Origin of the sequence: Mucilaginibacter rubeus (assembly GCF_003286415.2) — a bacterium.
GTDB lineage: Bacteria > Bacteroidota > Bacteroidia > Sphingobacteriales > Sphingobacteriaceae > Mucilaginibacter > Mucilaginibacter rubeus_A.
This window is the reverse complement of sequence record NZ_CP043450.1, coordinates 7,271,533-7,290,982: the sequence shown is the minus strand read 5'-3', so window position 1 is coordinate 7,290,982 and position 19,450 is coordinate 7,271,533. Positions and strand designations below refer to the sequence as shown.

Genomic DNA, 19,450 nt, shown 5'->3' with positions numbered 1-19,450 from the left:
AAACCAACCCAACCAAACAACGTTGCCTTTAAGTACCCTATCTATCCGGGTATATCACAGGTATGAATTTTCAAATAGCAGGTAACATACAGGGCTTTAAACAACATGATGGTGTTTTAATCATTAAAACCGCAGAAGCTGAGGCGAGGGTTTACATTTACAGCCCGACTATTATCCGGGTAAACATCAGCAAAAATTTTAATCCGGATGATACTTCCTTCGCGGTAATCAGGGAACCACTGGCCGATTTTGATTTTGATGAATCATCTGCCAATATTGATATTACCACATCAGCGCTAAAGCTCAGTATTCAGAAATCACCGTTGAGATTTAATTTTTTTACTGTCGATGGCATTTCACTTAGTGAAGATGATGCCCGCTTCGGCACCAACTGGCAGGGCGAACGGGTAACCTGTTACCGCCGTTTGTTCGAAGGCGAAAGATTTATCGGTCTTGGCGAAAAAACCGGCAACCTTGACAGGCGCGGGTCTGCTTATGTAAACTGGAATACCGATGCGCCCAACCATACCCCCGAATCTGATCCGCTTTATAAAACCTTCCCGTTTTTTATCGGATTGCATAGCGAACTCACCTATGGCCTCTTCCTTGATAATACCCATAAAAGTTATTTCGATTTCGGTGCATCTACAGATGAGGAAACAAGCTGGTTTGGTGCCGACGGTGGTGATTTGAATTATTATTTCTTCGGAGCGCAGGGGGTTGCCAAAATTATTGAAGATTATACCTGGCTTACCGGCCGGATGGAAATGCCGCCGCTCTGGAGCCTAGGTTATCAGCAATGCCGATGGAGCTATATGAGCGCCGATGAGGTGTTGAACATAGCCCAAACCTTCCGCAAAAAACAAATTCCTGCCGATGTCATGTATTGCGATATCGATTATATGGACGATTTCAAGATCTTCACCTGGAATAAAAAAACTTTTCCTAAACCCAAGCAGATGCTGGATAAACTAAAAGCCATGAACTTCAGGCTGGTTACCATTGTTGATCCGGGTATTAAGGTAGAAGAGGGCTACAAAGAATATGATGAAGGTATTGAGCGGGACTATTTTGCCAAATACCCCGATGGCGAAAACTATACCGGCTATGTATGGCCTGGTCGCTGCCATTTTCCAGATTTTTTCAGGGAAGATGTCCGTGAGTGGTGGGGCGCAGCCTTTACCGCGCTTACCGATCCCGGCGTTGAAGGTTTTTGGAACGATATGAACGAACCTGCCGCATGGGGGCAAAACATTCCGTGGATAGTTAAATTTGGCGATAAGTTTATGCCGGAGGTGCGCAACGCCTACGGCATGCAAATGGCCCGTGCAACTTATGATGGCACCAGGAAGATCCTGGGCAACAAACGACCATTTGTACTAACCCGTGCAGCTTATTCCGGCACACAGCGTTATTCGGCCGTGTGGACGGGTGATAACACCGCCACCGATGCCCATATGCTATTAGGCTCCCGGCTGGTGAACAGTTTAGGCATTACAGGTATGGCTTTCGTTGGCGTGGATATTGGCGGCTTCAGTGGCAATCCTACGCCCGAGCTAATGGTACGCTGGAACTCACTGGGTACATATACACCTATGTTCCGCAATCATGCCATACAGGGCAGCAAAATGCGTGAGCCATGGGAATGGGGCTCAGACAATGAGCAGATCATCAAAAAAGATATTGAGCAGCGATATAAGCTCCTTCCCTATTTATATAGCAGCTTTTACCAATCAACCCAAACCGGCCTGCCGGTAAACCGAACATTGGCTATTGAGCATACAACCGATGAAAACATTTTTGACGAACGCTTTCAAAATGAATTTATGTTTGGCGATGCCATGGTGATTGTCCCGGTAGAGAGTACTAAACTTAATGAAGATGTTTACCTGCCTAAAGGTTCATGGTACCGGTTAAGCAACGATAAATTTTATGATGGCGGACAGATAGTACATGTACCTGCTCCCCTGACAGATTTACCCGTGTTTGTAAAAGCCGGGAGCATTATTCCAATGCAAAGTGTTGTGCAAAGCACCAATGAACCCGGAGATGGCTTATTGCAGATCCATATCTGGAATGGAAGCGAGCCCAATAGTTTTGTTTATTATGAGGATGATGGTGTATCGTATGATTACGAGCAGGGCGTTTATTATAAACGCCATATCCGTTTTGATCCGGTGAATAAAAGCATCAGTTTATCGGCGGTTGAAGGGGCATTTAAATCGCGGTTTATGCAGTTGAAATTTATTTTGCATGGGTTTGGAGCAGTTAAGTTGAAAGATGGGGTAATGAAGAATGAAAGCGGAGATATTGAGGTAAGGTTATAATTGTCATTCGTTATTTTGAAATTCTTGTGATACTAGTTACATTCGGTTAAGCATCATCAAATAATGGCCAATACCTTCTCGCAAATTTATCTTCAATTCGTTTTCGCGGTTAAAGACAGGCAGAGCCTCGTATCAAAAAATAACAAAGAAGAATTGCATAAATATATCACGGCGTTAATTCAGAACCGAGGTGCAAAATTGCTTGCTATAAATTGCATGCCCGATCATATACACATTTTCGTGGGCTTTAAACCCATCATATTAATTTCCGATTTTGTAAAGGAAATCAAGGTGCAAAGCAATGAATTTGTCAATAGCAAAGATTGGGTAAGAGGTAAGTTTAGATGGCAGGAAGGATATGGGGTTTTCTCCTATTCAAAATCACATATTGATTCGGTAATAAAATATATTCAGAATCAGGAAATCCACCATCACAAAAAGACATTCAAGCAGGAATATATGTCATTGTTGGAAAAATTTGAAATTCCGTTTGAAGAAAAGTATCTATTTGAGTTTTCTGAATAGTTTGCACAATAGTACAGCAGGAGGCTCCTATGGAGCCAGGTTCACTTTGCTATTTTTCTATAAACATGATACTCCTCCGGAGTTTTGCCTTCGAGTTACTTATTACTTTGGCATAACTCCATAGGAGTACCCTGTTTATAGCCCATTGTAAAGACGATTTGGCTCCGTAGGTGCCTCCTACGCACACAACCAGGCAAATATTGCTCACAAAAAAAGCCCAGTCTGGAATTAACCAAACCGGGCTTTATATTATAGAAATAAAACTTATTATTTCACTTCTTCAAAATCAACGTCTGTAACGGTGTCAGAGTTATCCTGCGCACCGGCACCTGGGTTGCCATCACCTGGCTGACCTTGAGCACCTTCGGCAGAAGCTTTGTACATATCTTCAGATGCGGCAGTCCAGGCAGTGTTAAGCTCGGTTTGTGCAGCTTCGATAGCGTCAAAGTTTTTAGCTGAATAAGCTTCTTTCAATTTAGCTAAACCAGCTTCGATTGGAGCTTTTTTATCAGCAGGGATCTTATCGCCGTACTCTTTCAATTGTTTTTCTGTCGAGAAGATCAAGGCATCGGCAGCGTTCAGTTTTTCAACTTCTTCTTTTGCCTTTTTGTCAGCATCAGCGTTTGCTTCAGCTTCGTCTTTCATCTTTTTGATCTCAGCATCAGTTAAACCTGAAGAAGCTTCGATACGGATTTTTTGCTCTTTACCTGTAGCTTTATCTTTTGCAGATACGTGCAGGATACCGTTAGCATCAATATCGAAAGTAACTTCAATTTGTGGTACGCCACGAGGTGCTGGTGGAATACCATCCAGGTGGAAACGACCTATAGTACGGTTACCCGCAGCCATTGGACGCTCACCTTGTAATATGTGGATCTCAACTGATGGCTGGCTGTCGCTGGCGGTTGAGAAAGTTTCAGATTTTTTAGTAGGGATAGTAGTGTTTGACTCGATCAATTTGGTCATTACACCACCCATAGTTTCGATACCTAATGAAAGTGGGGTAACGTCAAGTAACAATACGTCTTTAACCTCACCGGTTAATACACCACCTTGAATAGCAGCACCGATAGCCACAACTTCATCTGGGTTAACACCTTTTGAAGGAGCTTTACCAAAGAATTTTTGTACAGCTTCCTGGATAGCAGGGATACGGGTTGAACCACCTACCAGGATCACTTCGTCGATATCAGAAGTGCTTAAACCAGCATTTTTCAAAGCTGATTTACAAGGCTCGATAGTACGTTTAATCAAAGTATCAGCCAATTGCTCAAATTTAGCACGGGTTAAAGTTTTAACTAAGTGCTTAGGCATGCCATCAACAGCAGTGATGTATGGCAGGTTGATTTCTGTTTGTGCTGAACTTGATAACTCAATTTTAGCTTTCTCGGCCGATTCTTTTAAACGTTGTAAAGCCATTGGATCTTTACGCAGATCAATACCTTCGTCGCTTTTAAATTCTTCTGCCAACCAGTCAATAATTACCTGGTCAAAGTCGTCACCACCTAAGTGAGTATCACCGTCAGTTGATTTTACTTCGAAAACGCCATCACCCAACTCCAGGATAGATACGTCATGCGTACCACCACCGCAGTCAAACACAGCAATTTTCATATCCTTGTGTGCTTTATCAAAACCGTAAGCCAAAGCAGCAGCTGTAGGCTCGTTAATGATACGGCGTACTTTTAAGCCTGCAATTTCACCGGCTTCTTTAGTAGCCTGACGCTGAGCATCGTTAAAGTAAGCAGGAACGGTAATAACCGCTTCAGTTACTTCGGTACCTAAGAAATCTTCAGCAGTTTTCTTCATTTTTTGAAGAATCATTGCAGAAATTTCTTGCGGGGTATATTTACGGTCGCCAATTTCAACACGTGGAGTGTTGTTGTCGCCTTTAACTACTTTATAAGGTACACGTGCCGCTTCACTTGTAACTTCACTAAACTGGTTACCCATAAAGCGTTTGATTGACGAAATGGTTTTTGTAGGGTTAGTGATAGCCTGACGTTTTGCAGGATCACCAACTTTACGTTCGCCATTATCAATAAAAGCTACTACAGACGGCGTAGTACGTTTACCCTCGCTGTTAGCTATAACTACAGGCTCGTTACCTTCCATTACAGCAACGCAGGAGTTAGTTGTTCCTAAGTCGATTCCAATTATTTTAGACATATATGATTGTTTTTCTTTTTTGATTTATTGTTTACTTACCACCGCTATTTATCAATGCGTGTGCCAATATGCCAATGGCAGTAAAAATTGCCTTTAATTGTCAGTTTGTGAACAAGGCGGCAGGATAGCTTACTTTGCGATGACAGGTTGGCAGAAATTGCGAGGCGAAAGGTAAAAGGCGAAAGGTAAAAGGTTGTTGCCAGGCTTGTAACTTGTCAGTTTATCTCTTAATTTGAAACACGCAATTATAAGACCGCTATGAAATATATCTGTGAAGGCAATAACAAATTTGGAACCGTGCTTTACACCATCGATGGTAACTACGTGCGGAAAGGACAAGGCCGTTTCGGTGACATCTTATATACCATAGACGGCAAAATAGTAAAAAAGGGACAAGGGATGTTTGGCGACGTGGTTTGCAATATCGACGATAACCTGATCAGGAAAGGCCGCTCCCTTTTTGGCGATGTGCTCTATAATATCGATGGCAATTTTGTACGCGAAGGGCGCAGTCGGTTTAATGATATCAAGTTTTATATTGACGAGTGATCTGAACCGGAATTAAACGAATTAAAGAATTGATCGAATGCTACGCAAATTCTAAAAATTCTTTAATCCGTTTAAGTTCAGACAATCGCAAAAAACCTTACTTTTATATCTATAAAATAACCGCCTCTGTTACTTAACAAACCCAACAGGCTCATCATATTGCCTGGAATTGCATAACAAACAGCCATATTTCTATCGGCTGTACATTCACTTTTAAAAAGCGAACTGGTTTTTTTATTGTTATTTAATTCCAAACATTCCATGTTTTTTATTCAATCGCAAAGGTTGCAAATGATACCGTTAACACACGCGCAATTATTATTACTTAAACAAGATCGTAAGTTGCTGGAACTTTCATTAGGCTTAAGACCCTCTGCTATGAAGATCGATCCATTATATATCAAAGAAATCGACGACGCCTTCGATAATTTCTGGCTACCTAATACCCTTGCATTTCCCGACAAACACCTCTGGTATACGGCATGGGAGATAGTCCTAAAAAGCGCAAACACGGTCGTCGGGGGAATGGGCTTCGCCGGATACCCTAATGAAGCAGGAGAAGCAGAAATAGGCTATATGATCGATGCTAATCAGCATAACAAAGGATTTGCTACCGAAGCGCTGAAACTGCTATCGCAATGGGCGTTTACACATGAATTTGTACAGGCGATCATCGTGCACACTTATGCCGATAACCTGCCATCGCGAAGGATCCTGGATAAATGCGGGTTCACGTTGATAAACGACGATGCAGGATTGCTAACCTATAATTTAAAAAAATAGCGACAAATAAAAAGGCTTACGATTACCATGCAAAGGGTGCCGTAAGCCTTTAAGAAAGCCTTTTTATGATGCCTAACTATTTCGAAGCATTTATAAGTGGTGTTTGATCGTAATAAGCTATCTCCACGGCAATTTTCCCCGCCTTATTAAACTCATCAAACTGTACTAAATGAAACTTCGCGGTTTTCTTTGTTTTCTTATTTACTGTGGTTATCGTCCACCATGATTGTACAGTAAAAGGATCTTTATCGTAGGCCAACCCGTCTGGATACCCAACTTTAACTATTTTTATCTGACCCCAGTCTTTCGCTATAGCAGCCCAGCCCTTTTTCTGATCGGCAAGAGAAATCTTCTTCGGACTCGTCGGGTCGTAAAATATCGCCGTGTCAGCGTATAACTTCGCCAGGCCGGCCCAATCCTGCTTAATAAACAGATCGTTTGATTTGTTAACGATAGTGATATATGGATGTTCCTTGTAAATGATGCCGTTTTTCTTAGGGGCTTGTGCCCATGTACTACCGGCTAAAAGTACCAAAAGCACGATCAAAAGATTTTTCATTGTTTTAGGATTTAAGGGTTAAACTTGATTACAATACCTCTTAAATTTAACTACAATAAATCAAAAAACACTCACTAATCAACTGACTATTAGAAATTTATACAAAAAAATGCAAAATTTCAAACAATGAAACTTTTGTAAGCCTGAGAAGATTAAAACAATACCAGGAGTTAAAAATTTAGTAAAAAGCATTCCGGAGTGGCAAAACACGCATTTACATTCCCTGTTCAAAACAGATCGCTTACAGATAAAAGAGCCTGATTAAAACAAAAGCGGCCCGCTCAATGAGCAGGCCGCTTTTAGTATCTGTTAAGATGAATAATTAATTATTCGCCTTTTTCAGCATTTTCTTCGTTTTCAGAAGGTGCAGGTGCTTCAGCAGCTGGTTCTTCTTTAACGTCTTCAATTACTACAGCTTCTTCTGCAGCTACAGGAGCAGCAGTTTTAGCTTTCGCGCCAGAACCACCACGACGACGGGTTGATTTCTTAGCAGGAGCAGCAGCGTCAGCACCGTAAACAGTGTTGTAATCAACAAGCTCGATGATTGCCATTTCAGCGTTATCGCCTAAACGGTTTTCTAACTTGATGATACGGGTGTAACCACCTGGGCGGTTAGCGATTTTCTCAGCAACTTCGCGGAAAAGGATTGAAGTAGCATCTTTATCCTGAAGGTAGCTAAATACTGTACGACGAGAATGCGTAGTATCGTTTTTTGATTTTGTTAAAAGTGGCTCAACATAACCGCGTAAAACTTTTGCTTTTGCTAATGTTGTAGTGATACGCTTGTGTAAAATAAGCGAAGTTGCCATGTTAGCCAGCATCGCTTTGCGGTGGCTGGTAGTACGGCCTAAGTGATTGTTTTTGTTTCCGTGTCTCATTGTTTTATATATTTCACGTGCATACCGTTGGGCGATAGGCTCAAGCCCTCGGAATTATGCTTTCGCTTAATTAATATTCATTTAAAAAAGAAAGGTTTGAAATAAGACTAATCTCTTATCTCAAACCTCTAATCTCTTATTATTCTTCGTCTAACTTAAATTTAGACAGGTTCATACCAAAAGATAAACCTTTTGATTTAACCAGGTCCTGGATTTCAGTTAACGATTTTTTACCAAAGTTCCTGAATTTTAACATGTCAGCAACATCATACGATACCAGGTCAGCCAGGCTGCGGATATCAGCAGCTTTAAGGCAGTTAAGGGCACGTACAGAAAGGTCAAGATCAACCAATTCAGTTTTAAGGATCTTGCGCATGTGCAGGATCTCTTCGTCAACCTCTTTAGTTTCTTCTTTAGCCTGTGCTTCAAGCATCATGTTTTCATCGCTGAACAGCATAAAGTGCTGGATCAGGATTTTAGCCGCTTCTTTCAAAGCATCTTCAGGATGGATAGAACCATCGGTAGCAATATCCAATACTAATTTTTCATAGTCGGTTTTTTGCTCAACACGATAGTTTTCGATGGTATATTTTACGTTTTTGATCGGGGTATAGATCGAATCGATAGCTATAACACCAACGTTAGCGTCAGGATTTTTATTTTCCTCGCTTGGCACGTAACCACGGCCTTTACCTACAGTAAGCTCAACTTCAAGCGTTACTGATGGGTCCATGTTGCAAAGTACCAAATCAGGATTTAATACAGTAAAATTGTTAGAGAATTTGGTGATATCTCCAGCTTTAAATGCATCCTGGCCATTTACAATAACAAATATTTTCTCGCTGTCGCCAGATTCTCCTGTTTTCTTAAAACGAACTTGTTTCAGGTTCAGGATGATCTCGGTTACGTCTTCCACAACACCTTTGATGGTTGAAAATTCATGCGTTACTCCCGAAAAACGAACAGAAGTGATTGCAAAACCCTCAAGTGATGAAAGCAAGATACGACGCAGAGCATTACCAATGGTTACACCAAAACCTGGTTCTAACGGACGAAATTCAAACGTACCATCAAAATCATTTGCTTTTTGCATGATAACCTTGTCTGGTTTTTGAAATGCTAAAATTGCCATTTATATCCTTTATTTATTGTTTACTAATTAATAGATCTGAGATTTGAGATATTAGGTTCAGGACATTTTTACATGCCCGTATTCAACTATCTGGTACCTAAGAACATTCTTATAATTGATTTGTTTACGTATGTAACCAGAAATGAGATTTGAGAAAAAATCCCAAATCTCACATCTAATATCCAATATCTTATTATTTTGAGTACAACTCGACGATCAGGTTTTCCTTGATGTTTTCAGGAATCTCATCGCGGTTAGGATAGTTAAGGAATTTACCTGTAAGGTTATTCGCATCCCACTCTAACCAGCTGTATTTGTTGATTCTTCTTCCGGCAACTGAAGTAGTGATAGCTTCTAATGATTTAGATTTTTCACGTACTGCAACCACGTCACCAGCTTTTAATGCATAAGAAGCGATGTTTACAACAGCACCGTTAACAGTGATGTGTTTGTGGTTAACCAATTGGCGTGCTGCTGAACGTGTAGGAGCAATACCTAAACGGAAAACAGCGTTATCTAAACGTGCTTCCAAGAATTTCAACAGGTTTTCGCCTGTGATGCCTTCTTTAGCAGATGCACGGTGAAATAAGTTTTCGAACTGACGCTCTAATACACCGTAAGTGTATTTTACTTTTTGTTTCTCTTGCAACTGAGTTGAATACTCTGATTGCTTTCCACGGCGTTTTGATGCGCCATGTTGACCCGGTGGGTAGTTTTTACGTTCTAACGCTTTGTCCGGACCGAAGATCGGCTCACGGAAACGACGGGCAATTTTGGATTTTGGTCCTGTATATCTGGCCATTTTTGTGTGTTCTTAAAGTATCAAACAACCTGTAGTTGCTGAATCTTAGCTTTAAAAAATATGTTAATTAAACTCTTCTTCTTTTTGAAGGACGGCAACCGTTGTGCGGAAGCGGTGTAATATCTTTAATCGTAGTTACTTCGATACCTGCAGTTTGCAAAGTACGGATAGCTGACTCACGACCAGCACCAGGGCCTTTTACAAATACTTCAACTTTACGTAAACCTAAGTCATAAGCAACTTTACCGCAATCAGCAGCAGCCTGACCGGCAGCGTAAGGAGTATTTTTCTTTGAACCTTTAAAACCCATTTTACCAGCAGATGACCATGAAATTGCCTGGCCGGTTTTGTTGGTAAGGGTAATGATGATGTTGTTAAAAGTAGCATTGATGTGTGCTTCGCCAACTGGCTCAACAATTACAATGCGTTTTTTGGTAACTTTTTTAGCTTTAGCCATTTTTTTAATTTTTGAATTAATGAATTACTGAATTAGCGAATAATTCGGACTCATTAATTATAATTTTCAAATGAGGTATTCCTGGCGATCTAAAAGCGACAACTACTCACCGCTCTCTGCTCACCAATCACTTACTACTTAGTAGCTTTTTTCTTGTTAGCAACTGTTTTACGTTTACCTTTACGGGTACGTGAGTTGTTTTTAGTACGCTGACCACGTAATGGTAAACCTTTACGGTGACGTGTACCACGGTAGCAACCAATATCCATCAAACGTTTAATGTTAAGCTGTACTTCTGAACGTAATGCACCTTCAACTTTAATTTGCTCGTTGATGATACCACGTATAGCAGCTAATTGCTCATCGGTCCAGTCTTGTACTTTAATATTTACGTCGATGCCAGCTTCAGCTAAAATCCTTTGAGCTGTTGAACGGCCGATACCGTAAATGTAAGTAAGTCCGATTTCTCCTCTTTTATTCTTTGGTAAATCAATACCTGAAATCCTTGCCATATTTCTTGTGTTTATTGAGTTATCGAATCATTGAATTATCGAATCGCTATCATCAGTAATTCAACATTCTCCAATTCAGTAATTGTTATTAGCCCTGGCGTTGTTTAAACTTCGGGTTCTTTTTGTTAATAACGTAAAGTTTCCCGTTACGGCGGATGATCTTGCAATCAGCGCTGCGCTTTTTGATGGATGCTCTAACTTTCATCTTTTTATTTATATCTATAGGTTATTCTACCCTTTGTTAAATCGTATGGGCTCATTTCCAATTTCACCCTGTCGCCAGGAAGAATTTTAATGTAGTGCATACGCATTTTGCCCGATATGTGCGCTATAATCTCATGACCATTTTCAAGTTCAACCCTGAACATTGCATTCGACAATGCCTCTCTAATTGTACCGTCTTGCTCAATCGAAGATTGTTTAGCCATATTTTGTTGATTATTACTTAATTATCCGCCCTAAAACCGGGATGCAAAATTAATAAAAAATTATTTAATTATTATTTTTTTCTTTTAAAACATTTTCTACGTAATCAAACGTCGATAAAATGTCTGGAGTACCTTTGCGTACCGCTACGGTATGCTCATAATGTGCAGAAGGTTTCTTGTCTGAAGTTGAAACTGTCCAGCCGTCATCCCAGAATTTAACACCGGCACGGCCGGCATTGATCATTGGCTCGATAGCTATCACCATCCCTTCTTCCAGTTTGATACCAGCACCACGTTTGCCATAGTTAGGCACTTCCGGCTTCTCATGCAGCTTTAAGCCTACACCATGGCCTACAAGTTCCTTTACCACACCAAATCCGTTCTTTTCGGCATGCTCCTGTACAGCGTAACCTATATCACCAATACGCATACCCACAACCGCTTTCTCAACGCCCAGCTTTAAGCACTCCTGCGTAACACGCATGAGTTTCTTAACTTGATCGCTCACTTCACCAATAGCGAAGGTATAAGCCGAGTCACCGTAGTATTTATTTAAAATAACACCACAGTCAACTGATACCAGGTCGCCCTCGGTTAAAACGTGCGAGCCGGGAAAGCCATGTACAACCTGATCATTCAGGGAGATACACAGTGAATAAGGAAATCCGTGATAGTTTAAAAAGGCAGGAACACCGCCGTTATCCCGTATAAAGGTTTCGGCAAGCTTATCCAGTTCAATTGTTTTAACACCCGGAGCGATAACCTTAGCTATCTCTCCGAGTGTTTTAGAAACAAGTAAAGAACTTTCTCTTATGAGTTCTATCTCTTCGACAGACTTATAATGGATTTTTGACATTACTAATTAAATCGCTGTCGGACTGGTACCGGCAGCGGCAGGCATAGCTGTACGTCCCTTAATACGTCCGGTTTTCATTAAACCATCATAATGGCGCATCAACAAATGACTTTCTATTTGCTGTAATGTATCCAGCACAACACCTACCAGGATGATCAGCGATGTACCGCCGAAGAACCTTGCAAATATTGGAGATACACCAACCAAACTGGCCAAAGCCGGGATGATTGCTATAATAGCCAGGAATACAGATCCTGGTAAAGTTATCCTTGAAATTACGCCATCAATAAACTCGGCAGTAGTACGGCCTGGTTTGATGCCCGGAATAAAGCCACCGTTTTTCTTCATATCATCGGCCATTTGGTTAGGGTTAACCGTAATAGCAGTGTAGAAGTAAGTGAACAGGATAATCAGGATACCAAACAACAGGTTATGCTCCCATGAGTTATAGTTAGCCAAAGCTATCAGTATACCATTTGATGATACGTTAGGGAAAAACTGCGATACAGTTTGCGGGATAAACATTAATGCCTGAGCAAATATGATTGGCATTACACCGGCAGCATTTACCTTTAATGGTATATACTGGCGCACGCCGCCATATTGTTTGTTACCCACAATACGTTTAGCGTATTGTACCGAAATTTTACGGGTTCCCTGTACTATCAGTATAGTAAACATTACTACGCCAATAAGCGCTACAATCTCAACAATGAACGCGATCAAACCACCGGCACCGCCATTACGCGAAATGAACTCGGTAGCAAAAGCGCCCGGTAACTGAGCAATGATACCAACCATGATGATTAGTGATATACCATTACCGATACCTTTATCAGTGATTTTTTCACCTAACCACATTACGAATAATGTGCCCGCAGTTAACACGAAAGTGTTAAGGAAGATAAAGGTGAACGGATCAGCAATAGTCCTTGCATCAGCAGCAACCTGCGATTTAAGGTAACCTATAGCCTGTAAAAAGGTAATACCTATTGTTAGGTAGCGTGTCCATTGGTTTAGCTTGTTGCGTCCGCTTTCACCCTCTTTTTGCAATTTGGTAAAATACGGAACGGCAATACCCAGCAGTTGCACCACAATTGAAGCCGAAATGTAAGGCATAACACCTAACGCGAAAATAGAGGAACGTGAAAACGAACCTCCCGCAAACATATTCAGCAATCCTACTAATCCTTCTGCCTTTTGGGTTGATGCTATCGCAGCGTTAACGCCGGGTAAAACAACGAATGAGCCTACACGATATATTAAAAGAAATAAGAGTGTGTTAGTAATACGCACTCTCAGATCTTCGATTTTCCAGATATTGGATAATGTGGTGAAAAATTTCTTCATCGAAATTATAACTTAACTATGGTACCACCTGCAGCTTCAATAGCTTTTTGAGCTGTAGCAGTAAATGCATGTGCTTTAACTTCTAATTTGGCAGTAAGCTCACCACGGCCCAGGATCTTAACCAGGTCGTTACGTGATGCTAAACCGTGCTCTTTCAAAGTATCAAAATCAACACTTGTAAGCGAGAATTTTGTTACTAATTCCTGAAGTACGTCAAGGTTTACACCTGTGTACTCAACACGGTTAGGGTTTTTAAAGCCTACCTTAGGCACACGGCGCTGTAAAGGCATCTGACCGCCTTCAAAGCCTACCTTGGTGCTGGTGCCTGAACGTGAACCGGCGCCTTTGTGGCCACGGGTTGACGTACCGCCACGGCCAGAACCTGTACCACGGCCAATTCTTTTTCTATTTTTGGTTGAACCTTCTGCAGGTTTTAAATTACTTAAATTCATGATATTAAATATTTTCAACCGCTACCAGGTGGTTCACTTTCCTAACCATCCCAACTATAGCAGGTGTAGCCTCAACTTCCACACTGTGGTTAATTTTACGCAAGCCTAAAGCCTCGATTGTTTTTTTCTGGCGTTCCGTTCTGTCGATCACGCTCTTAATCTGTGTTATTTTGATCTTAGCCATGACTGATTATCCGTTAAATACTTTACCTAAACTAATACCGCGCTGTTGTGCTACTGTATTTGCATCGCGTAACTGGGCTAATGCCGATACGGTTGCTTTTACCACGTTGTGCGGGTTTGATGAACCTTTTGATTTTGCCAATACGTTGTGTACACCTGCCGACTCTAATACGGCACGCATAGCACCACCTGCAATTACACCGGTACCGTTAGCTGCTGGTTTAATGAAAACAAAACCACCGCTAAATTTACCAATTTGCTCATGAGGTACAGTTCCGTTAATGATTGGAACTTTTACCAGGTTCTTTTTAGCATCATCAATGCCTTTAGCAATAGCTTCAGTTACCTCTTTAGCTTTACCTAAACCGTAACCTACAACACCGTTTTCATCACCTACTACTACGATAGCAGAGAAGCTGAAAGTACGGCCACCTTTGGTTACTTTGGCAACACGCTGTATGCTTACCAAGCGGTCTTTTAATTCGATCTCGCTTGTTTTTACTCTTTTTATGTTGATTGTTGACATTTCTCTTTTCGATTAAAAGTTTAAACCACCTTCACGTGCACCTTCAGCCAATGACTTAACACGGCCATGGTACAGGTAACCGTTCCTGTCGAAAACCACATCTTTAATACCTGCGGCAATAGCTTTTGAAGCTACTAATTTACCTACAGCTGTTGACTGATCTGATTTTGTACCTTCAGCGGCAAAATCTTTTGATAAAGATGATGCTGAAACTAAAGTTTTACCGGTTACATCGTCAATGATCTGCGCATAAATACCTTTATTACTTCTAAATACTGACAGGCGAGGACGCTCTGACGATCCTGAAAGGCGTTTTCTGATGCCTTTTTTAATCCTGTCTCTTCTTGATAGTTTAGCTCCCATGACGATTATTTTTTAGATGCTGATTTACCTGCTTTTCTTCTCAAAATCTCGCCCTGGAACTTGATACCTTTACCTTTGTAAGGCTCTGGAGCACGTAATGAACGGATTTTAGCTGCTACCTGACCTATTAACTGTTTGTCAATTGACTCAAGGATGATGGTTGGGTTTTTACCCTTATCAGCAGTGGTTGTAACTTTAATTTCTTGTGGCAATTCAAATACGTAGTGGTGAGAGAAACCCAACACTAAATCTAATGTATTGCCTGTATTGGTAGCACGGTAACCTACACCCACTAATTCCTGGGTTACTTTGTAACCTTCGGTTACACCAATTACCATGTTATTTAAAAGCGCGCGGTATAAACCATGTAACGCTTTGTGACGTTTTTGATCAGACGGGCGTTGAACCAGTAACTGACCGTCTTCCTGTGCAATAGTGATATCGCTATCAATTGCCTGTTGCAACTGACCTTTAGGACCTTTTACAGTAACAACATTATCTGCTGCAACTGTAACGGTTACTCCTTGTGGCAGTGCTATCGGTGCTTTTCCTACTCTTGACATTGCTTAAATTTCTTCGATTAATAAACGTAGCATAAAACCTCACCACCAACATTTTGCTGACGAGCTTCTTTATCAGACATAACGCCTTTAGAAGTTGACAGGATGGCGATACCTAAACCATTTAGTACACGTGGCATGTTTTCCATACCTGCGTATTTCCTCAAACCTGGTTTGCTGATGCGCGAAATGCTGCGGATAGCAGAAATTTTAGTTATCGGGTGGTATTTCAAAGCAACTTTGATAGTGCCCTGAGGACCGTTTTCCTCAAACTTGTAATTTGCAATGTAACCTTTGTCGAAAAGCACCTTAGTGATTTCCTTCTTCAGATTTGATGCAGGAATTTCAACAACCCGGTGGTTGGCTTTAATAGCATTCCTTACTCTTGTAAGATAATCTGCGATTGGATCTGTATTCATTTTATTGTGTTATGATGGTGGTTTCCTTTAGGTAACATCCCTAACGACCTTCCATCGGTTAATTCATGAGATTAGAGATTAGAGATAAGAGGTTAGCGAACCTAATCACTAACCTCAAATCTCTAATCTCTAAATATTTAGCTGCTTACCAGCTTGCTTTTTTCACTCCCGGGATCTTGCCTTCAAGAGCCATTTCACGGAATGTAACACGTGAAATGCCAAACTGACGCATATAACCACGAGGGCGGCCGGTTAATTTGCAACGGTTGTGCAATTTTACCGGTGATGATGCTTTTGGTAATTTATCTAAAGCAGCGTAATCGCCAGCTTCTTTTAAAGCAGCTCTTTTTTCAGCGTATTTAGCTACTAATTTTGCGCGCTTTACTTCACGTGCTTTTACACCTTCTTTAGCCATTGCTATTTTGATTTTTAAATGGTAAACCAAATTGTTTCAACAACTCCAATGCTTCAACATCGTTTGTTGCGGAGGTTACAAAGGTAATATCCATACCTTGGATTTTATTGATTTTATCAATATTTATCTCAGGGAAGATAATTTGCTCAGTAATACCTAATGTATAGTTGCCTCTTCCGTCAAAACCTTTATCGTTGATGCCTTTGAAGTCACGGATACGTGGCAGGGCAACAGCGATTAAACGATCCAAAAACTCATACATTGTGTTGTCACGCAGGGTAACACGTACGCCAACCGGCATATTTTTACGCAATTTAAAGTTTGAGATATCTTTTTTAGATTTTGAAGATACTGCCTGCTGACCAGTAATGGTAGTTAACTCAGTGATGGTGTTTTCGATCAATTTCTTGTCGGTAGTAGCACCACCTACACCCTGGTTAATGGCAATTTTCTGCAATTTAGGAACCTGCATTACGCTTTTGTACTGAAATTTATCTTTCAGTGCGGTGCGGATTTCTTCCTTGTATTTTGATTTTAATCTTGGTACGTAAGTCATTACTTAATTTCCTCCCCTGATTTTTTTGCTACCCTTACTAATTTGCCGGCTTCGTTCTTTTTACGGCCAACACGGGTTGTATTACCTGTTTTAGGATCAACCAGCATTAGGTTTGAAATATGTATAGCAGCTTCTTGTTTAACAATTCCGCCGTTAGGGTTAGCAGCATTAGGTTTAGTATGTTTAGATACCATATTGGCACCTTCAACAATAGCCCTGTTTTTATCTACCAAAACCTCAACGATTTTGCCTTGTGATCCTTTTGAATCGCCGGCGATAACTTTAACCAGGTCGCCTTTACGGATCTTTAATTTTACTTTCTTTTCCATGTTACAATACCTCCGGTGCTAATGATACAATTTTCATAAATTGTTTCTCGCGCAGTTCCCTTGCAACAGGGCCAAAGATACGTGTACCTCTTGGCTCGTCCTGGTTGTTTAACAACACAGCTGCGTTATCGTCGAAACGGATATATGAACCGTCTTTTCTGCGGATCTCTTTTTTAGTGCGCACAACTACGGCTTTTGATACGGTACCTTTTTTCACGTTACCTGATGGTAAAGCGCTTTTTACGGTAACCACAATTTTATCGCCGATTGATGCATACCTTTTACCGGTACCACCCAATACACGGATCACTAAAACTTCTTTAGCGCCGCTATTGTCGGCTACTGTTAATCTTGATTCCTGTTGTACCATCTTATTTAGCCCTTTCTAAAATTTCAACTAATCGCCAGTTTTTGGTTTTGCTCAGCGGGCGGGTTTCCATGATCAATACTGTATCGCCTACGCCACAAGTATTGTTTTCATCATGAGCCTTGAATTTGGTAGTTTTCTTTACGAATTTACCATAGATAGGGTGTTTCACCTTACGCTCAACGGCCACAACAATAGATTTTTCCATCTTATTGCTAACTACAAGGCCGGTACGTGTTTTTCTTAAATTTCTTTCCATTTTTACTAATGTTTAAAAAATTAATTCTTTTCAGAAGCGGCCGCCGCTTTACGTTTTGTTAATTCAGTATTTAACTGAGCAATTCCTTTGCGTACTTTGGTTATACGGGACGGGTTCTCAATAGCTGAAACTGCGTGAGCAAATTTCAATTTGGTAAGGGTAGCCCTTTCCTCGCTGATTTTAGCAACAATCTCTTCAGTTGATAGGCCCAAAATTTCTGAGTTCTTCATTTTTCTTTGTTATTTGTTGTCTGTTGGCAAGTTTAAACGTTGTATCGTTTTATTAATGATGGGTGAAATTCGGCATCAACTTCACAACATTAAAACTTTACAACTTTTCAACTAACTCCTCAATTTATGCTTCTACGTAATCCCTACGTACAATAAATTTAGTTTGCACTGGTAATTTCTGTGCTGCAAGGCGTAAAGCCTCTTTAGCAACTTCCAAAGGCACACCTTCGGCTTCAAAAATGATCCTTCCGGGGCGTACTACCGCAACCCAGTATTCAGGAGCACCTTTACCTTTACCCATACGTACCTCTGCAGGTTTCTTGGTTACAGGTTTGTCAGGAAATATCCTGATCCAAACCTGTCCTTCACGTTTCATAAAACGTGTTACAGCGATACGTGCAGCCTCGATCTGACGGCTGGTGATCCATGCCGCTTCGAGTGATTTAACACCAAAAGATCCGAATGAAAGTTCAGCACCACGGGTGGCTAAACCTTTCATCCTGCCTTTTTGCATCTTTCTGAACTTCGTTCTTTTTGGCTGTAGCATTTTCTTAAGCTTTTATATCGTTATTCGATATTTGTCTTGTACTTTAATTATTATCTCTTACCTGGGCCACCTGGGCGGTTTCCACCTTGTCCACCCGGACGGTTTCCACCTGGCCTGTTGTTACCACCACCACGGCGGTCGCCACCTGGTTTCCTGTCGCCACGACGCTCACCGCCGCGCTCGCCGCCTCTTTCGTTACCACGGCCACCAAAGCCTGGCGCACCGCCTTCTGGCCTGCCACCTTTGCCGCTTGCGCTGCTGGTACCGCCAATGTTTGGAGAAAGATCGCGTTTGCCATAAACCTCGCCTTTGCAGATCCAAACTTTAACACCTATTTTACCATAGGTAGTTAATGCTTCTGCTAATGCGTAGTCAATGTCAGCACGGAAAGTGTGCAAAGGAATCCTGCCTTCTTTATATTGCTCGCTACGTGCCATCTCAGCGCCACCTAAACGGCCTGAAGTCATTACCTTGATACCTTCTGCACCCATACGCATGGTTGCAGCAATTGTGGTTTTCATGGCACGACGGAAAGAGATACGTGCTTCTAATTGTTTTGCAATGCCTTCTGCTACTAATTGTGCATCAAGCTCAGGACGTTTAATCTCGAAAATGTTGATCTGAACTTCTTTTTTAGTAAGTTTTTTCAACTCTTCTTTGATCTTGTCAACTTCCTGACCGCCTTTACCGATCACAATACCCGGACGGGCAGTGTGGATAGTTACGGTAATGCGTTTTAAAGTACGCTCAATAACTACTTTAGATACACCACCTTTAGCAATACGAGCTGAAAGGTATTTGCGGATTTTTTCGTCTTCAACTAATTTGTCGGAGTAGTTGTTACCACCGAACCAGTTAGAATCCCAACCTCTGATGATTCCTAACCTGTTACCTATTGGATGTGCTTTCTGTCCCAT

29 protein-coding genes are annotated in these 19,450 nt (G+C 41.2%); 4 read left to right on the top strand and 25 right to left on the bottom strand.

The annotated features are described in order from the left end of the window. The first annotated feature begins 62 nt into the window (after positions 1 to 62). Both DEO27_RS30000 and tnpA read left to right on the top strand, forming a co-directional pair. The gene (locus DEO27_RS30000) at positions 63 to 2,327 is read left to right on the top strand and encodes a glycoside hydrolase family 31 protein (protein ID WP_112574496.1); all 2,265 of its coding nucleotides are present in this window, start codon (positions 63 to 65) and stop codon (positions 2,325 to 2,327) included. A gap of 63 nt (positions 2,328 to 2,390) precedes the next feature. Beyond that, positions 2,391 to 2,852 (top strand): IS200/IS605 family transposase, encoded by a 462-nt coding sequence (gene tnpA, locus DEO27_RS29995; RefSeq protein ID WP_112574497.1) that lies wholly within the window; start codon positions 2,391 to 2,393, stop codon positions 2,850 to 2,852. Between the two features lie 267 nt (positions 2,853 to 3,119). Here tnpA and dnaK read toward each other — a convergent pair whose 3' ends face one another. Beyond that, positions 3,120 to 5,021: a molecular chaperone DnaK gene (gene dnaK / locus DEO27_RS29990; protein ID WP_112574498.1), complete on the bottom strand. Its 1,902-nt coding sequence runs from the start codon at positions 5,019 to 5,021 to the stop codon at positions 3,120 to 3,122. Positions 5,022 to 5,279: 258 nt separating this feature from the next. Between dnaK and DEO27_RS29985 the strand changes: the two genes are divergently transcribed. Together DEO27_RS29985 and DEO27_RS29980 are read left to right on the top strand one after the other, a co-directional pair. After that, positions 5,280 to 5,570 carry a hypothetical protein gene (locus tag DEO27_RS29985; RefSeq protein ID WP_112574499.1) on the top strand — a complete coding sequence of 97 codons (291 nt, stop codon included), beginning with the start codon at positions 5,280 to 5,282 and terminating at the stop codon, positions 5,568 to 5,570. A 291-nt stretch (positions 5,571 to 5,861) separates the two neighbouring features. Next, positions 5,862 to 6,353 (top strand): GNAT family N-acetyltransferase, encoded by a 492-nt coding sequence (locus DEO27_RS29980; protein ID WP_190295277.1) that lies wholly within the window; start codon positions 5,862 to 5,864, stop codon positions 6,351 to 6,353. A gap of 76 nt (positions 6,354 to 6,429) precedes the next feature. On the opposite strand, the gene DEO27_RS29975 is transcribed toward DEO27_RS29980, so the two are convergent. The 24 genes from DEO27_RS29975 to rpsC all read right to left on the bottom strand — a co-directional run bounded on the left by DEO27_RS29975 (position 6,430) and on the right by rpsC (position 19,450). Continuing rightward, positions 6,430 to 6,912: a nuclear transport factor 2 family protein gene (locus DEO27_RS29975; RefSeq protein ID WP_112574502.1), complete on the bottom strand. Its 483-nt coding sequence runs from the start codon at positions 6,910 to 6,912 to the stop codon at positions 6,430 to 6,432. A gap of 326 nt (positions 6,913 to 7,238) precedes the next feature. Further along, a complete protein-coding gene (rplQ, locus tag DEO27_RS29970; RefSeq protein ID WP_112574503.1) occupies positions 7,239 to 7,790 on the bottom strand; it encodes a 50S ribosomal protein L17 in 552 nt (183 codons plus the stop codon). 139 nt (positions 7,791 to 7,929) lie between these two features. Beyond that, positions 7,930 to 8,922, bottom strand: a complete 993-nt coding sequence (locus tag DEO27_RS29965) for a DNA-directed RNA polymerase subunit alpha (RefSeq protein WP_022833265.1) — start codon at positions 8,920 to 8,922, stop codon at positions 7,930 to 7,932. Positions 8,923 to 9,115: 193 nt separating this feature from the next. Further along, positions 9,116 to 9,724 (bottom strand): 30S ribosomal protein S4, encoded by a 609-nt coding sequence (rpsD, locus tag DEO27_RS29960; protein WP_112574504.1) that lies wholly within the window; start codon positions 9,722 to 9,724, stop codon positions 9,116 to 9,118. Between the two features lie 67 nt (positions 9,725 to 9,791). Further along, entirely contained in the window at positions 9,792 to 10,181 is a 390-nt protein-coding gene (gene rpsK / locus DEO27_RS29955; RefSeq protein ID WP_112574505.1) for a 30S ribosomal protein S11, read from the bottom strand. A gap of 134 nt (positions 10,182 to 10,315) precedes the next feature. Then, a complete protein-coding gene (gene rpsM, locus DEO27_RS29950) occupies positions 10,316 to 10,693 on the bottom strand; it encodes a 30S ribosomal protein S13 (RefSeq protein ID WP_091215993.1) in 378 nt (125 codons plus the stop codon). Positions 10,694 to 10,781: 88 nt separating this feature from the next. Then, entirely contained in the window at positions 10,782 to 10,898 is a 117-nt protein-coding gene (ykgO, locus tag DEO27_RS29945) for a type B 50S ribosomal protein L36 (protein ID WP_022833269.1), read from the bottom strand. A 4-nt stretch (positions 10,899 to 10,902) separates the two neighbouring features. Then, positions 10,903 to 11,121, bottom strand: coding sequence for a translation initiation factor IF-1 (gene infA, locus DEO27_RS29940; RefSeq protein WP_022833270.1), 219 nt, complete (start codon positions 11,119 to 11,121; stop codon positions 10,903 to 10,905). A 64-nt stretch (positions 11,122 to 11,185) separates the two neighbouring features. Beyond that, entirely contained in the window at positions 11,186 to 11,977 is a 792-nt protein-coding gene (gene map, locus DEO27_RS29935; protein WP_112574506.1) for a type I methionyl aminopeptidase, read from the bottom strand. 6 nt (positions 11,978 to 11,983) lie between these two features. After that, the gene (gene secY, locus DEO27_RS29930; protein ID WP_112574507.1) at positions 11,984 to 13,327 is read right to left on the bottom strand and encodes a preprotein translocase subunit SecY; all 1,344 of its coding nucleotides are present in this window, start codon (positions 13,325 to 13,327) and stop codon (positions 11,984 to 11,986) included. A gap of 5 nt (positions 13,328 to 13,332) precedes the next feature. Beyond that, a complete protein-coding gene (rplO, locus tag DEO27_RS29925; RefSeq protein ID WP_112574508.1) occupies positions 13,333 to 13,779 on the bottom strand; it encodes a 50S ribosomal protein L15 in 447 nt (148 codons plus the stop codon). Positions 13,780 to 13,783: 4 nt separating this feature from the next. Then, positions 13,784 to 13,963, bottom strand: a complete 180-nt coding sequence (rpmD, locus tag DEO27_RS29920; protein ID WP_022833274.1) for a 50S ribosomal protein L30 — start codon at positions 13,961 to 13,963, stop codon at positions 13,784 to 13,786. A 6-nt stretch (positions 13,964 to 13,969) separates the two neighbouring features. Then, entirely contained in the window at positions 13,970 to 14,488 is a 519-nt protein-coding gene (rpsE, locus tag DEO27_RS29915; RefSeq protein ID WP_090529238.1) for a 30S ribosomal protein S5, read from the bottom strand. 12 nt (positions 14,489 to 14,500) lie between these two features. Beyond that, positions 14,501 to 14,851, bottom strand: a complete 351-nt coding sequence (rplR, locus tag DEO27_RS29910) for a 50S ribosomal protein L18 (RefSeq protein ID WP_112574509.1) — start codon at positions 14,849 to 14,851, stop codon at positions 14,501 to 14,503. A gap of 5 nt (positions 14,852 to 14,856) precedes the next feature. Beyond that, positions 14,857 to 15,414 carry a 50S ribosomal protein L6 gene (rplF, locus tag DEO27_RS29905; protein WP_091215980.1) on the bottom strand — a complete coding sequence of 186 codons (558 nt, stop codon included), beginning with the start codon at positions 15,412 to 15,414 and terminating at the stop codon, positions 14,857 to 14,859. Between the two features lie 17 nt (positions 15,415 to 15,431). Then, positions 15,432 to 15,830 carry a 30S ribosomal protein S8 gene (gene rpsH, locus DEO27_RS29900; RefSeq protein ID WP_091215977.1) on the bottom strand — a complete coding sequence of 133 codons (399 nt, stop codon included), beginning with the start codon at positions 15,828 to 15,830 and terminating at the stop codon, positions 15,432 to 15,434. A 145-nt stretch (positions 15,831 to 15,975) separates the two neighbouring features. Next, the gene (gene rpsN / locus DEO27_RS29895) at positions 15,976 to 16,245 is read right to left on the bottom strand and encodes a 30S ribosomal protein S14 (protein ID WP_090529250.1); all 270 of its coding nucleotides are present in this window, start codon (positions 16,243 to 16,245) and stop codon (positions 15,976 to 15,978) included. Then, positions 16,238 to 16,801: a 50S ribosomal protein L5 gene (gene rplE, locus DEO27_RS29890; protein ID WP_112574510.1), complete on the bottom strand. Its 564-nt coding sequence runs from the start codon at positions 16,799 to 16,801 to the stop codon at positions 16,238 to 16,240. Before rplE ends, rpsN begins: the two co-directional genes overlap by 8 nt. Further along, complete coding sequence (rplX, locus tag DEO27_RS29885) at positions 16,801 to 17,130, bottom strand: 50S ribosomal protein L24 (RefSeq protein ID WP_112574511.1); 330 nt, start codon at positions 17,128 to 17,130, stop codon at positions 16,801 to 16,803. Before rplX ends, rplE begins: the two co-directional genes overlap by 1 nt. A gap of 1 nt (position 17,131) precedes the next feature. Further along, positions 17,132 to 17,500, bottom strand: coding sequence for a 50S ribosomal protein L14 (gene rplN, locus DEO27_RS29880; RefSeq protein ID WP_090529260.1), 369 nt, complete (start codon positions 17,498 to 17,500; stop codon positions 17,132 to 17,134). 1 nt (position 17,501) lies between these two features. Beyond that, on the bottom strand, positions 17,502 to 17,756 hold the full coding sequence (gene rpsQ / locus DEO27_RS29875; protein ID WP_090529263.1) for a 30S ribosomal protein S17: 255 nt from the start codon (positions 17,754 to 17,756) through the stop codon (positions 17,502 to 17,504). 20 nt (positions 17,757 to 17,776) lie between these two features. Beyond that, positions 17,777 to 17,986 carry a 50S ribosomal protein L29 gene (gene rpmC / locus DEO27_RS29870; protein ID WP_090529266.1) on the bottom strand — a complete coding sequence of 70 codons (210 nt, stop codon included), beginning with the start codon at positions 17,984 to 17,986 and terminating at the stop codon, positions 17,777 to 17,779. A 124-nt stretch (positions 17,987 to 18,110) separates the two neighbouring features. After that, a complete protein-coding gene (gene rplP, locus DEO27_RS29865) occupies positions 18,111 to 18,533 on the bottom strand; it encodes a 50S ribosomal protein L16 (RefSeq protein WP_090529269.1) in 423 nt (140 codons plus the stop codon). A gap of 50 nt (positions 18,534 to 18,583) precedes the next feature. Continuing rightward, complete coding sequence (gene rpsC, locus DEO27_RS29860) at positions 18,584 to 19,450, bottom strand: 30S ribosomal protein S3 (RefSeq protein WP_112574512.1); 867 nt, start codon at positions 19,448 to 19,450, stop codon at positions 18,584 to 18,586.

Coding starts and splice junctions, on each gene's coding strand:
- DEO27_RS30000 (WP_112574496.1), top strand. CDS start 63: ATGAATTTTCAAATAGCAGGTAACATACAGGGCTTTAAACAACATGAT.
- tnpA (WP_112574497.1), top strand. CDS start 2,391: ATGGCCAATACCTTCTCGCAAATTTATCTTCAATTCGTTTTCGCGGTT.
- dnaK (WP_112574498.1), bottom strand. CDS start 5,021: ATGTCTAAAATAATTGGAATCGACTTAGGAACAACTAACTCCTGCGTT.
- DEO27_RS29985 (WP_112574499.1), top strand. CDS start 5,280: ATGAAATATATCTGTGAAGGCAATAACAAATTTGGAACCGTGCTTTAC.
- DEO27_RS29980 (WP_190295277.1), top strand. CDS start 5,862: ATGATACCGTTAACACACGCGCAATTATTATTACTTAAACAAGATCGT.
- DEO27_RS29975 (WP_112574502.1), bottom strand. CDS start 6,912: ATGAAAAATCTTTTGATCGTGCTTTTGGTACTTTTAGCCGGTAGTACA.
- rplQ (WP_112574503.1), bottom strand. CDS start 7,790: ATGAGACACGGAAACAAAAACAATCACTTAGGCCGTACTACCAGCCAC.
- DEO27_RS29965 (WP_022833265.1), bottom strand. CDS start 8,922: ATGGCAATTTTAGCATTTCAAAAACCAGACAAGGTTATCATGCAAAAA.
- rpsD (WP_112574504.1), bottom strand. CDS start 9,724: ATGGCCAGATATACAGGACCAAAATCCAAAATTGCCCGTCGTTTCCGT.
- rpsK (WP_112574505.1), bottom strand. CDS start 10,181: ATGGCTAAAGCTAAAAAAGTTACCAAAAAACGCATTGTAATTGTTGAG.
- rpsM (WP_091215993.1), bottom strand. CDS start 10,693: ATGGCAAGGATTTCAGGTATTGATTTACCAAAGAATAAAAGAGGAGAA.
- ykgO (WP_022833269.1), bottom strand. CDS start 10,898: ATGAAAGTTAGAGCATCCATCAAAAAGCGCAGCGCTGATTGCAAGATC.
- infA (WP_022833270.1), bottom strand. CDS start 11,121: ATGGCTAAACAATCTTCGATTGAGCAAGACGGTACAATTAGAGAGGCA.
- map (WP_112574506.1), bottom strand. CDS start 11,977: ATGTCAAAAATCCATTATAAGTCTGTCGAAGAGATAGAACTCATAAGA.
- secY (WP_112574507.1), bottom strand. CDS start 13,327: ATGAAGAAATTTTTCACCACATTATCCAATATCTGGAAAATCGAAGAT.
- rplO (WP_112574508.1), bottom strand. CDS start 13,779: ATGAATTTAAGTAATTTAAAACCTGCAGAAGGTTCAACCAAAAATAGA.
- rpmD (WP_022833274.1), bottom strand. CDS start 13,963: ATGGCTAAGATCAAAATAACACAGATTAAGAGCGTGATCGACAGAACG.
- rpsE (WP_090529238.1), bottom strand. CDS start 14,488: ATGTCAACAATCAACATAAAAAGAGTAAAAACAAGCGAGATCGAATTA.
- rplR (WP_112574509.1), bottom strand. CDS start 14,851: ATGGGAGCTAAACTATCAAGAAGAGACAGGATTAAAAAAGGCATCAGA.
- rplF (WP_091215980.1), bottom strand. CDS start 15,414: ATGTCAAGAGTAGGAAAAGCACCGATAGCACTGCCACAAGGAGTAACC.
- rpsH (WP_091215977.1), bottom strand. CDS start 15,830: ATGAATACAGATCCAATCGCAGATTATCTTACAAGAGTAAGGAATGCT.
- rpsN (WP_090529250.1), bottom strand. CDS start 16,245: ATGGCTAAAGAAGGTGTAAAAGCACGTGAAGTAAAGCGCGCAAAATTA.
- rplE (WP_112574510.1), bottom strand. CDS start 16,801: ATGACTTACGTACCAAGATTAAAATCAAAATACAAGGAAGAAATCCGC.
- rplX (WP_112574511.1), bottom strand. CDS start 17,130: ATGGAAAAGAAAGTAAAATTAAAGATCCGTAAAGGCGACCTGGTTAAA.
- rplN (WP_090529260.1), bottom strand. CDS start 17,500: ATGGTACAACAGGAATCAAGATTAACAGTAGCCGACAATAGCGGCGCT.
- rpsQ (WP_090529263.1), bottom strand. CDS start 17,756: ATGGAAAGAAATTTAAGAAAAACACGTACCGGCCTTGTAGTTAGCAAT.
- rpmC (WP_090529266.1), bottom strand. CDS start 17,986: ATGAAGAACTCAGAAATTTTGGGCCTATCAACTGAAGAGATTGTTGCT.
- rplP (WP_090529269.1), bottom strand. CDS start 18,533: ATGCTACAGCCAAAAAGAACGAAGTTCAGAAAGATGCAAAAAGGCAGG.
- rpsC (WP_112574512.1), bottom strand. CDS start 19,450: ATGGGACAGAAAGCACATCCAATAGGTAACAGGTTAGGAATCATCAGA.